The sequence below is a fragment of the Algoriphagus litoralis genome (genome assembly GCF_003259255.1).
Taxonomy (GTDB): Bacteria; Bacteroidota; Bacteroidia; order Cytophagales; family Cyclobacteriaceae; genus Algoriphagus; species Algoriphagus litoralis.
The window spans coordinates 616,415-628,271 of the sequence record NZ_QGOL01000002.1; the positions used below are offsets into that span (position 1 = coordinate 616,415).

Sequence of the window (11,857 nt, forward strand, 5' to 3'; positions counted from 1 at the left end):
ACCGCAATGAAAATAATTAGAAGCACCTTGTTTGAAACTATCGGGAGGATGATTTTTCTGTCCTTGATTTTTACAAGTGCCTGCAAAAGCTTAAATCCGGCTTTGACGCCGGACCTTCCACCTGTACCCCAGGCTTATTCTAGGGTGAATGTCCCTGTCCAAATTCCTTTGGGCACCATAGAAAACCTGCTGAATCAACGGATTCCACCAGTGCTATTTGAAGAGAATGGCATGGATCTCGGTAATGGTGTCGTGGGGGATCTTATTTTTTCCAAAAATGGACTGACGACCATCCAAGTGATAGATGAAGAAAAAATTCAGGTGGAATTACCGATTCGGGTGCGTGGTCAAGTAGGGCTCAAGCCCGGCGGACTCCGGAACCTGTTCCAGTCAAAAATTCCATTAGATCAGTCCTTTTCGCCTGTTTTTCAAATCAATCCGGAAATTACTGAAAATTGGTCTCTGGGGATCTCGGAATTTGAATTGCTGGATTTGGGTGGGAAAATGACCTTCAGTGTCTTGGGAATGGAATTGGATCTCAGCCAATTGATTGCGAAAGAGATTCAAGATTATGCCTCCAAAAACCTGACAGCAAAGCCCGATTTGGTCAGGTTGAAACCAAGCGTGGATCAATTGTGGAGTCAAGTGGGAAAACCTGTTTTGGTGGAGTTTGAAGGGAATAAAATGGCCTTTTCCATTCAGCCAGATTCTGTTTTAGTAGCGGAAAGTTTCGGCGCTTCAGGGAATTATCAACTCAATCTGGGTATGAAAGGAAAAGTCAACACGCATCCGGCTGATGCAGTACCAAGCAGAGCCTTCCCCCTGCCCGGGCTGACCGAAAATACCAGCTCTGATAATTCCCTCGATATCAGGATTCCGATCAGTTTGACTTATGCTGAAATCGACCAACTTCTGAGTGAGAATTTTGAAAATCAGTCTATCCGAGTGAACAAGTCGACCATTTTCCGCCCGGGAAATTTCAAATCGAGGGCATTTGGTGAAAAGCTCGGAATCAGCATGGATTTTCATGCAGAACAGAGCAATGGCAAAGCGATTGATGGTGAGTTGTTTTTGGTAGGAAAGCCAGGCTATGACAACGAAAATCAAGTTTTAATCTTCGATCAGGTCAATTTCAATCTGGAGAGCGATAGTAAAAAAGCAAAAACCGCTGCGACGCTGAAAAAAAGAAAAATTATCCGACAGCTCAATCAGAAACTTCGGTTTCCCATGGCCGAGGTACTCGAAAGTAGTCTAGGTGGTATTCGCGAACGACTGGCTTTTGATACGCCTTTTGCTGATTTAAAAATAGTCGATTTGGAAATCTACCCAGACGGATTTTACCCCACGGCTACGGGCTTGGAAATCCAGCTGAAGGCTACTGGGAAAGTAGATGTCCGCTGGAAGTAATCATCGAAGTAATTCTTTGTACGTGCGAATTCCCTTTTTTTCTGCCAATCTCAACAGTTTCAAAAATAATTGTGCTGTCAAAAAAGCGTCCCCCGCAGCAGTGTGTCTGTCCTCCAGTTCTATTCCAAAGCGTATGCAAAGTTCATCCAGACTGTAGGCACCCATTGGAATTCGGCTTAGGTCAGCCTGAGGACCATGTTCTAATCTTACCGCAAAATTCAAGGTGTCGATGACAGGATTTGGCATTTGAGCGATACCGAATGGCCTTACTATTTTGCCGATCATTTCCAAGTCAAAGCCAATATGGTGACCTACCAAGACGGAATCACCCAAGTAGGGCAGGAGCAATTTGACGAATTCTTCCTCGGAGATTTGGTCAATAATGTCTATTAATCCATGGATTTGGGCAGCTTTTCCGGGGATGATCCCAGACTTGGGATACCATTCCACTGCTGTCGGAACTTGGATTTTCATCGATTCCACCTTCACCGCTCCAAAAGAAAGAATCGAATCCTTTGCCGGATCCAGCCCGGTCGTCTCTGTGTCCAAGACGGTGAATTTCAGCTGGCTAATGGACCGAATTCCGGGAATGGGTGTTTCATTCCCTGCCAAAAAATCCCGAACGAAATCCAGTCGCTCCTTCTTTGGTTTCCAAAATTCCCACCAACTCATCGTCTGAAATAGTCAAGCTGAAACCGGATATTGACGATGTCCTGAAGTTCGGATATCGGCACGAAAGCATTTTTTAGCAATTGGCGCTGCAGTTTTCCCAGAGATTTTGGATTGATGTAGCGTCCGCTGTTTTTATTTTGCAGTCCTTCCAGAGCCCGCATTCGCATCAAGATTTCATAAGCTTTGCCTGCCTGAGAAAAAAGCTCCGCATTGTTGGGTTCCAGTTCTGCCAGTTTTTCAAAGCGACGGAAGGTGTTGTTGATCCCGACGACTTGGTGACTCAGAACCAAAAGTCTGGCAAGATCAGTCAGGGGTAACATTGCCCGAAGTTTGATGTCAAACTGGTCCTGATTTTCACCCGATTTTTCGACAACAAAGTCCTTAAAAAAGCCAAGAGGTGGAGGATTTTTCATTGCGTTGAGCGCTAGAAAGTTCAGGAATACCTGCTTTTTGCCAATTTCCTGATAGATATGATCGGAGAGCTCCGTTGCCAGACTTTTGCTTCCGGCTACGGACCTAAAATCGAAGAAAATCGACACCTTCAGTAGGGATTCTGGAGAAGGATGCAGAATCCACTCGGTAAAATAGTCTTTCCAGGTCGAAAGCGGCTGAACCCACTCCGGATTGCTCGCCATGATTTTACCAGGACAGAGATCAAAGCCGCAGGCCAAAAGTATCTCTACCACACCTTCTCCCAATTTCAGGAAATATTCCGATGTCTTTTCTCGAAGATCCTCCGGCACATCCTCATAGAGAATGGCGTTGTCCAGATCTGTCCGGAGCAACTGTTCTTCCCGACCTTCGCTTCCCATAGAAAGGAAACAAAACCGAATGCTGCTCATATTCGGATAGTCCGTCTCGAGCTGGTTTGTGACGATTTTCAATGCCTGTCGGATGATTACATCGTTGATCTCGGTCATGATAGAAGCCACAAATTCCATCGAAACTTCATTTTCCAAATAGTACTCCAGCATTTGCCCGGCTCGATCACGGATTTTCCGCATTTCTGCTATCTCCAAGGTATTCATCAAGCCATGGATTAGCACCGCCGGACTGTTTCCCATGGAAAGAAATACATCATGATCGGAGATTATCCCACCGATGGGGCTTTGATCCGACCCATCTTCAGTCAGTACCAAGTGGTGGAGGCGATGGCGGATCATGGTCAGGTACAGATTGGAAAATCCATCTTGCTTTTTCCGCGTGATCACGGGGCTGGTCATGACTTCAGATACAGGCTTTTCAGGAGAAATTCCTGCTGCCAAAACCCGAGATCTCAGGTCCTTATCAGTCAAAATTCCTGCAGGAAATGATTTTTCATCGCAAATTACAATACTACTCACTTGCGCTTCAGCCATTTGCAATGCAGCGGCTTGAATGGAAGTATCAGGTGGACAAGTCAAAACTTTCTCCGAAAAATTAACTGCCGATTGATCCGAAAAAATCAGTAAAGAATGATCTCCGGAGTCATTTTTGAATTCACCCCGAGCTTTTTGTCCTTGAGAGAGATCTTGACGGACGACCACCTGACCTGCAGCGAAACCTGCCGCAAAAAAGAGTGCCACCCGGCTGTTTTCTTCCAGGATTTTTTCAAAAACTGCCACAGGGACTGAATAGATCAAACTGTTCTCGATGACCTTGGAACTCAGTAAGTAAGGCCGCTTTCCCAGCAAAGCCAACACACCAAAAACGTCACCCTCATCGCAAATTTCACGGATTTGGTCACCATCTGATGCATTTTCTACGAGCTGAATCTGTCCTTCTTTCAGGATAAAAAAATGAGGCCTTGCAGCCTCACCCTGTCGGAAAAATATTTCCCCTTTTTCTAAATACTGAATCTCCACACTTTGAGCCACACGCGTCAAATCCTCCTTTCCCAAAAATGAAAAAGGAGGGAATCTGCGAAGGAACTCCGCAACCCGATTGACGATGACGTTGGCCATTTTTAAAGTATCTAGTATCTAGATTTTAGTATCAAGATCAGAGTAAAGAAAAAAGAATCTAGAAATTCAGAAAGCAGAAAAAATGGTAAAGCTTAACCAAAAAGGAATAGCTTCCAAACTTCCTAGCCTCCTAACTCCCTTACTTCCTGCCCTCAATAATTTTTTCCACCACATCCGGATCCAATAGCGTACTCGTATCACCCATATTGTCCAGACTTCCTTCGGCTACTTTTCGAAGAATCCGTCGCATGATTTTTCCGGATCTGGTCTTTGGAAGTCCTGGTACGATTTGAATCTTATCCGGCTTAGCGATCGGCCCGATGATTTTTGAGACCGTGTCTTTGATTTCATTGATGAGGTTTTCCTCAGTTCGGTTGGCCATATCGCAGATCACATAGGCATAGATGCCTTGACCTTTGACCTCGTGAGGATAGCCCACCACGGCAGATTCGATGACTTTTGGATGTTCGTTGATCGCATTTTCTACTTCCGCAGTTCCCATTCGGTGCCCGGAGACGTTGATCACATCATCCACACGTCCAAGGATTCGGTAGTAGCCGTCGTGATCCCGCTTGACCCCGTCACCTGTGAAGTACATTCCTTTGTAAGTAGAAAAGTAAGTCTGCTTGCATCGCTCGTGATCACCATAGGTCGTGCGGATCATGGAAGGCCAAGGGAATTTAATGCAAAGATTACCTTCCACAGAGTTTCCTTTCAGTTCTTTACCTTCCGGATCGACAATACAGAGCTGAATCCCTGGCAATGGTAAGGTAGCAAATGCAGGTTTGGTCGGGGTCAGTCCTGCCAAAGGCGATATCAGAATTCCCCCGGTTTCTGTCTGCCACCAGGTATCTACGATGGGACATTTTCCCTTGCCGATATGCGTATGATACCAGTGCCAAGCTTCCTCATTGATGGGTTCGCCGACTGATCCTAGCACTTTGAGTGAGCTCAAATCATGTCCCTGAATCGGCTCGGTACCGTAAGCCTGAAGTGCGCGGATTGCGGTCGGTGCAGTGTAGAATATGTTGACTTTATGCTTTTCCACGACTTCCCAAAAGCGGCTTGGCGAAGGATAAGTAGGCACACCTTCAAACATCAGAGTCGTCGCTCCAGCCAATAAGGGCCCATAGACAATGTATGAGTGGCCTGTGATCCAACCGATATCCGCGGTACACCAATACACATCGCCCGCGTCATATTGGAATACATTATCAAAAGAATATTTGGTATACACCATGTACCCACCAGTGGTATGGACTACTCCTTTTGGTTTACCGGTGGAGCCGGAAGTGTAGAGGATAAACAGCATGTCTTCGCTGTCCATTTCTTCTGCGATATTCTTTTCGGACTGACCACTCATGACCTCGTGCCACCAAAAGTCCCTGCCTTCTTTCATGGTGACTTCCTGACCGGTTCTTTGGTAGACGATCACGGTTTCTACTGATGATTTTTCAAGGGCCTCATCGACTACGGATTTTACACCGATTTTTTTGCTTCCTCTATAATTTCCATCGGAAGTTAAGATAGCTTTTGCGCCGCAGTCTATCACCCGATCTGCTAGTGCAGAGCTGGAAAATCCAGCAAATACCACAGAATGGATCGCCCCGATTCTGGCACAGGCAAGCATAGCCACGGCAGCTTCTGGCACCATCGGCATGTAGATGATGACTCGGTCACCTTTTTGGATTCCTTTGGATTTCAGGACATTTGCAAACTTGCAAACTTCCTGAAAAAGCTCCTGATAGGTGATTGTCCGGGTGGACTCACTAGGTTCACTCGGTTCCCAAATGATGGCCGGACGATCTCCGATGGTGTAGAGATGCCGCTCAAAAATATTCTCAGTAATGTTCAGCTTGCCATTGACAAACCACTTCACATCCGGTCCGTCAAAATTCCAATCCAGGACTTTATCCCAGCGCTTTTTCCAGTGAAATGAGTCAGCTATTCTTGCCCAAAATTCCTCGGGCTGTGCTACACTTTTCTGGTATTCATAGAGGTATCCGCTAAGGGTATGTAATCGATCACTCATGATAAAATAAGGTTTTTGGGTACTTAAAATTCTAATGGTGTTGTGCCGAACCTGCTCCTTTTGGTATCCGGATTTCCTGGATTAGATCTTGGACATGCTGTGGCGGTGCTGGGGTGAATTTGGATACTGCAAAGCACATCACAAAATTGATCAACATGCCCACTGAGCCGATTCCCTCCGGTGAAATTCCAAGCCACCAATGGTCTAAGGTATTCAATTCAGGACTGATAAACTTGAAATAAGTGATATAGCCTAGCGTGAAAATCAAGCCTGAAACCATGCCGGCTATCGCACCTTCTTTGTTTACTCGGGTGGAAAAAATCCCAAGGATAATTACAGGGAAGAAAGAGGCAGCCGCCAATCCAAAGGCAAAAGCCACTACTTCTGCCACAAATCCAGGAGGATTGACGCCAAAATATCCGGCGAAAATTACCGCTCCTGCAGCTGCCAGTCTTGCGATCTGTAATTCTTTTTTCTCAGAAATCTCCGGTTTGAAAGTTTTGACCAAATCCCTTGAAACAGAAGTGGAAATCACCAAAAGCAGTCCAGCTGCAGTTGAAAGTGCCGCCGCCATCGCACCTGCAGCGACCAATCCCACCACCCAATCAGGGAGGTCGGCGATCTCAGGACTGGCTAGGACCATGATGTCTTTGTCAATCTGGAGTTCATTGACTTCAGGATCGGCGAGGTATTGAACCCTTCCATCCCCGTTTTTATCTTCGACTTGGATGAGATTGGTCTTCTGCCAGTTTTGTACCCAAAGGGGCAATTCTGATATGTTTTTTTCCGAAGTGGAATTGATCGCATTGTAGATGCCGAAAGCTGCCACAGCTGGTGCGGTGGTGTACAATATCGCAATGAATGCCAAAGCATATCCTGCCGAAAGTCGGGCGTCTTTGACTCTGGGCACCGTAAAAAAACGTACAATTACATGGGGTAAACCGGCTGTTCCCACCATGAGCGCCAGCGTGATCATAAACATATCTGTGATTCCCTTGCGTCCGGAAGTATACGCTGCAAATCCCAAATCTGAAAGGACCCCGTCGAGCTTTGCGAGCAGTGGAGTTCCATCCGCTACGCTTCCACCGAGTCCGAGTTGCGGTATGGGATTGCCTGTCAATTGCATTGAAATGAAAATCGCAGGTACCATATACGCAAAAATCAAGACGCAAAACTGAGCGACTTGCGTATATGTGATTCCTTTCATTCCCCCTAAAACGGCATAGAAAAAAACGATGCACATCCCGATCACGACACCCCATTCGATTGGAATCTCGAGATAGCGGGAAAACACAATTCCTACTCCACGCATCTGCCCAGCGACATAAGTGAAAGAAATAAACAGGGCACAAATCACGGCAACAACTCGTGCTTTGTTGGAATAGTAGCGGTCACCGACAAAGTCCGGCACAGTGAATTTCCCGAATTTCCGAAGGTAAGGAGCAAGCAAAAGCGCCAGCAGGACATAGCCTCCGGTCCAGCCCATCAAATACACTGAACCATCATATCCTGAAAAAGAAATCAAGCCAGCCATTGAAATAAAGGAAGCTGCGGACATCCAATCCGCTGCTGTGGCCATTCCATTGGCAAGCGGGGAAACGCCACCTCCGGCTACATAGAATTCATTGGTAGATCCGGCTCTGGTCCAAATGGCAATACCGATGTACAAAGCAAAAGAAAGTCCGACGAGTAGATACGTCCAGCTGAGAATGTCCATATCGATACTTAATCTTCGTTGACGTCAAATTCCCTATCCAGTTTATTCATCCGGCCGACATAGACAAAAATCAAAATGATGAAAACATAGATTGACCCTTGCTGCGCAAACCAAAAACCAAGAGGGTAACCGCCAATTTTGAACTGATTGAGCGGCTCGGCTAAAAGAATCCCAAAGCCAAACGAAACCAAAAACCAGATCGAAAGTAAAATAACCAGAGTTCTTAGGTTTTTCTTCCAATAGACCGACATGCGATTGGGTATTTCAGGCATAATTCTTTTGGGTTTTTGTAAAAAAAGCACAGGAATTATTTCCGTGCATGCTTCACTAAAGGAAGAATGATCCGGAAACAAATTCAAATCTGAAATACTTCAATCTGGGGACAGAATCCAAACCCTTTTCCATGAAATGCCAAAGATTTTTGGATTCACTGCTCAGAATCCAAGGGTTTCATTCGTTGAAAAGTTACCAAGGCCGCACTTTGAATATCGCTCAGATCAAATATTCGGAAGCGATGGCAAGACCTGCGGCCAGAAAGGTCACCAGCAATTTGTTCAACTGGAACTTGTGATGTGGGCTACTTTCAAAAAATATGGTGGTTGAGATATGTAAAAACCCACCGGTCACCAGTCCATAAAGCAGGCCGATTCCTTCTTTTGAAAGAATTCCCTGACTAATAAAGAAGGCACTGGAAAACATCCCCAGAGGAGACGCCAAAGCAAAAAGCGTCAATAAAATAATGGTCCACCGCTTACTCAAGGAAGCCGAAAGTACAGCTGCCAAAGCAAAGGCTGCGGGTCCTTTGTGCATGATTATGCCTAGTAAGACGGTTTTGTCACTGTGGGAATGCCCTGCTACCAGTGATTCCTCAGCCATGGCAGTACCATGGGAAAGTAGGGTTCCCTCGAGAAAAGCGTGAATAAAAAGTCCAATCATCAGGGTTATTACCCCTTTTGAGGTTTCGCTGTGGTGCTTGTGGATGTGTCCATGCTCAATCCCACTGGACCAAAACTCCAAAATCTGCTGAAAAAGGAATCCGATCAGAATGTAAAGCCCCATTCGGGTACTGCTATATCCGCTGTCGAAAAGCTCCGGAATAATGTGAAGAATCGTGATCGAAAACAGATAGGAACCGGCAAAAACCAGTAAAAGCTTAAAATATTTCTCCCGAAATGATGGAAAAATGAACACCAACAGGCCTGCAATCATTGCAGTAGAGAAAAGAAAAAGAAAATTTATTCCCATGAGTTTGATTCAGCTCTTCCCTCATTGGGAAAATGCTTTGCAGGAGATAACCGCGGCAAAGATAAGAAAATTCAATAGTGTTGCATTTGCATGAATTATTTTATCGGAAAAGATAAAAAAGGTTTTAGCTCAGGACTGGCATAATACTTCATTTTTCCACCCCGTTCGTTGTAGACCAGCAGCATCTGCAGATCATTCCGGGCCGAATCCAGTTGAATGGCGCTTTTCCATCCCAATACCAACAAAGCATCTGCTAGTGCGTCTGCGGTTTTAGCTTCTGGCGCTAGGACTGTCACACTCAAAAGCCCATTTCCCACAGGATTTCCTGTCCTTGGATCCAGTTTAAAGGCTAATTTGAGCGAATCTCGGGTATAATATTCCTCAAAATTGCCAGCTGTGGAGATCGCTTGGTCACCAAGAGCTACAAAGCCATTAGCTTTTGATCCGGTGCTGTCTTTGAGATAGAATAGACCGATTTTCCAAAGTTCCCCTTGTTCATTTACACCATTGGTCAGATTTTCTCCTCCTATCCGGATCAGGAAATTTTTAACTCCTTTTGCTTCCAAAAATTCAGCAATTTGATCTAAGGCCATGCCTTTCGCAGAAGCAGAAAAGTCAAGCACGATTCCAGGGTTGGTTTTTCGAATCAGGGTATCTGAGACGATGATTTTTTTGAGACCTACCAAATTTTGGAAAATCCTCACATCTGTGCTGTCTTTGAGTCTAGCACCGGAAGCGGAAAAGGTCCATATTCTTTCCAGAGGACCCTGAGTAGGATCCAATGCCCCGGAGGTTAGGTCATAGACGCGATTGGATTCTCGGAGAGCATCAACCAAAGTCTTAGACGGATTTACTAAAGTGTCCACGACATTTAGCCGATTAACAGCAGAGGTAGGCTCGTACACCGACACACTCAGGTTAAACTCGTTCAGCAAGGAGTCAATTGAACTTTGGAAGTTTCTTCCCTGCTCATCGAGATAGATTAGCTGATAATCCGTGCCCATGGTTTTTCCTGATAGGGAAACCGTGCCCGAGGAGATTTTGAGGTCACCAGAATTTTTCACACGCCCGTCTCTGGCCCGCCAGGCATAGACAGCAGCAACCATTGCAAGCAAGACTAGAGAGTAAATGATGTTTTTTCTGGCGTTGGAATTATTCATTGCGCTTAATTTTCAAGGCGAATTTAGGTCATTTTTTGTCAGGCAATACAAAATGAAGAAGTTCCACACTTAGTGATTTGTTTATATTTGTCTGTATTCCCAAAAACATGAGAGAAGATTACCTGAAAGGAGACGAGGAAAATTTAAGTCCCAAAGACCGTGAATTTGAGCGGGCATTACGTCCGCTGAGTTTCGATGACTTCACCGGTCAGGCCAAAATCATCGAAAATCTCAAGGTCTTTGTCCATGCTGCAAAAATGCGGAATGAGCCTTTGGATCATGTTTTATTGCATGGACCTCCAGGCTTGGGCAAAACCACTTTGAGCAATATCATCGCCAATGAACTCCGTGCAGGGATCAAAATTACCTCAGGTCCTGTGCTCGATAAACCCTCCGATCTGGCAGGTTTGCTGACCAATCTCGAGGAAGGAGATGTCCTGTTTATCGATGAAATCCACAGACTAAATCCTATTGTGGAGGAATACCTGTATTCTGCTATGGAAGATTTTCGGATTGATATCATGCTGGATTCCGGTCCGAATGCCCGTTCGGTACAGATTACCTTGAGCCCGTTCACCTTGATCGGAGCGACTACCCGATCAGGGTTGTTGACTTCTCCGCTTCGCGCCAGATTTGGGATCAATTCTAGATTGGAATACTACGATGCCAAGCTGCTGACCGATATTGTGATCCGATCTGCAGGCATTTTACAAACGCCAATCGATGAAGTCGCTGCTTATGAACTGGCCAGAAGGAGTCGAGGTACGCCTCGTATTTCCAACATGCTCCTGCGCCGAACCCGGGATTTTGCAGAAGTCAAAGGAAATGGAACCATCACGCTGGAAATTGCCAAGATCGCGCTCAATGCACTCGATGTGGATGAAAACGGCTTGGACGAAATGGATAACAGAATCCTCCTGACGATTATCGAAAAGTTCAAAGGCGGTCCCGTTGGACTGAGCACCATTGCCACTGCCTGTGGAGAAGAAGCAGAAACGATCGAGGAAGTGTATGAACCGTTTTTGATTCAGGAGGGCTACATGAAGCGCACTTCAAGAGGTAGGATGGCGACAGAATTGGCGTATAAGCATTTGAAAATCAAGCCTACCGGAGGGAGTGGGAGTTTGTTTGATTTGTAAAAAAATTGAGCCAGAAGAAGTTATTACTATTTTCTCTAGATGAATTTTTCTTAGGATTTTGGCTAAAGCTTAAACTTCTTGGGATCAATTCCATTGGGTCTAAAACTTACAATTTCAATATAATCCCCCTTAATCCTGTAATAAATACTTGTTTGCTTGCTGAAAACACATTTCCTCAATTCTGGCTTTTTGAGAGAAGAAGGAAACATTTCGGGATTTTCAGCTATCAATTCTAACGTATTTTCAATTCTTTGGTAGATCTCATTGCCTTTGTTAACACCATAATTCTTAATGATATACTCCAATAGATGGATTTGCTCACCTAGTGCACGAAGAGAATATTTTATTTTTAAAGGCAAGGCTAAAAATTGAATTTGCTTTTCATTAGATCCTTCACTTCTAAATGCGAAATGCTCTTTCCTTGATCCAATTGTCTTATCCCTTCATTTATAGCTAACTGATCTTCTTCAGTTAATTCATCCCAGAAATCGTATGAGTCTTCAATTTTCAACAATTTCTTGATCTCATTCAGAATTTCATCA

General features: G+C 45.0%; 10 protein-coding genes. 2 read left to right on the forward strand and 8 right to left on the reverse strand.

Annotated elements, in window-relative coordinates; genetic code table 11:
- Window positions 1-6: 6 nt before the first annotated feature.
- Complete coding sequence (locus tag DK188_RS02570) at window positions 7-1,407, forward strand: DUF4403 family protein (RefSeq protein WP_111669208.1); 1,401 nt, start codon at window positions 7-9, stop codon at window positions 1,405-1,407.
- On the opposite strand, the gene DK188_RS02575 is transcribed toward DK188_RS02570, so the two are convergent.
- The 7 genes from DK188_RS02575 to DK188_RS02605 all read right to left on the reverse strand — a co-directional run bounded on the left by DK188_RS02575 (window position 1,408) and on the right by DK188_RS02605 (window position 10,176).
- A complete protein-coding gene (locus DK188_RS02575; protein WP_111669209.1) occupies window positions 1,408-2,079 on the reverse strand; it encodes a 3'-5' exonuclease in 672 nt (223 codons plus the stop codon).
- On the reverse strand, window positions 2,076-4,022 hold the full coding sequence (locus DK188_RS02580) for a DUF294 nucleotidyltransferase-like domain-containing protein (protein WP_111669210.1): 1,947 nt from the start codon (window positions 4,020-4,022) through the stop codon (window positions 2,076-2,078). Before DK188_RS02580 ends, DK188_RS02575 begins: the two co-directional genes overlap by 4 nt.
- 139 nt (window positions 4,023-4,161) lie before the next feature.
- Window positions 4,162-6,054, reverse strand: a complete 1,893-nt coding sequence (gene acs, locus DK188_RS02585; RefSeq protein ID WP_111669211.1) for an acetate--CoA ligase — start codon at window positions 6,052-6,054, stop codon at window positions 4,162-4,164.
- A 31-nt stretch (window positions 6,055-6,085) separates the two neighbouring features.
- Complete coding sequence (locus DK188_RS02590) at window positions 6,086-7,771, reverse strand: sodium:solute symporter family protein (protein ID WP_111669212.1); 1,686 nt, start codon at window positions 7,769-7,771, stop codon at window positions 6,086-6,088.
- An 8-nt stretch (window positions 7,772-7,779) separates the two neighbouring features.
- Window positions 7,780-8,043, reverse strand: coding sequence for a DUF4212 domain-containing protein (locus DK188_RS02595; protein ID WP_111669386.1), 264 nt, complete (start codon window positions 8,041-8,043; stop codon window positions 7,780-7,782).
- A gap of 220 nt (window positions 8,044-8,263) precedes the next feature.
- On the reverse strand, window positions 8,264-9,016 hold the full coding sequence (locus tag DK188_RS02600) for a ZIP family metal transporter (RefSeq protein ID WP_111669213.1): 753 nt from the start codon (window positions 9,014-9,016) through the stop codon (window positions 8,264-8,266).
- 95 nt (window positions 9,017-9,111) lie between these two features.
- Entirely contained in the window at window positions 9,112-10,176 is a 1,065-nt protein-coding gene (locus tag DK188_RS02605; RefSeq protein WP_111669214.1) for an FAD:protein FMN transferase, read from the reverse strand.
- 107 nt (window positions 10,177-10,283) lie between these two features.
- On the opposite strand from DK188_RS02605, the gene ruvB reads away from it, so the two are divergent.
- Entirely contained in the window at window positions 10,284-11,315 is a 1,032-nt protein-coding gene (gene ruvB, locus DK188_RS02610) for a Holliday junction branch migration DNA helicase RuvB (RefSeq protein ID WP_111669215.1), read from the forward strand.
- Window positions 11,316-11,377: 62 nt separating this feature from the next.
- On the opposite strand, the gene DK188_RS21825 is transcribed toward ruvB, so the two are convergent.
- On the reverse strand, window positions 11,378-11,674 hold the full coding sequence (locus tag DK188_RS21825) for a type II toxin-antitoxin system RelE/ParE family toxin (protein ID WP_157963147.1): 297 nt from the start codon (window positions 11,672-11,674) through the stop codon (window positions 11,378-11,380).
- Window positions 11,675-11,857 lie beyond the last annotated feature (183 nt).

What these genes read in the sequence shown, in the direction of transcription:
- DK188_RS02590 (WP_111669212.1), bottom strand. Translation starts at nt 7,771, where the DNA reads ATGGACATTCTCAGCTGGACGTATCTACTCGTCGGACTTTCTTTTGCT.
- DK188_RS02595 (WP_111669386.1), bottom strand. Translation starts at nt 8,043, where the DNA reads ATGCCTGAAATACCCAATCGCATGTCGGTCTATTGGAAGAAAAACCTA.
- DK188_RS02580 (WP_111669210.1), bottom strand. Translation starts at nt 4,022, where the DNA reads ATGGCCAACGTCATCGTCAATCGGGTTGCGGAGTTCCTTCGCAGATTC.
- DK188_RS02570 (WP_111669208.1), top strand. Translation starts at nt 7, where the DNA reads ATGAAAATAATTAGAAGCACCTTGTTTGAAACTATCGGGAGGATGATT.
- DK188_RS02605 (WP_111669214.1), bottom strand. Translation starts at nt 10,176, where the DNA reads ATGAATAATTCCAACGCCAGAAAAAACATCATTTACTCTCTAGTCTTG.
- DK188_RS02600 (WP_111669213.1), bottom strand. Translation starts at nt 9,016, where the DNA reads ATGGGAATAAATTTTCTTTTTCTTTTCTCTACTGCAATGATTGCAGGC.
- DK188_RS02575 (WP_111669209.1), bottom strand. Translation starts at nt 2,079, where the DNA reads ATGAGTTGGTGGGAATTTTGGAAACCAAAGAAGGAGCGACTGGATTTC.
- acs (WP_111669211.1), bottom strand. Translation starts at nt 6,054, where the DNA reads ATGAGTGATCGATTACATACCCTTAGCGGATACCTCTATGAATACCAG.
- ruvB (WP_111669215.1), top strand. Translation starts at nt 10,284, where the DNA reads ATGAGAGAAGATTACCTGAAAGGAGACGAGGAAAATTTAAGTCCCAAA.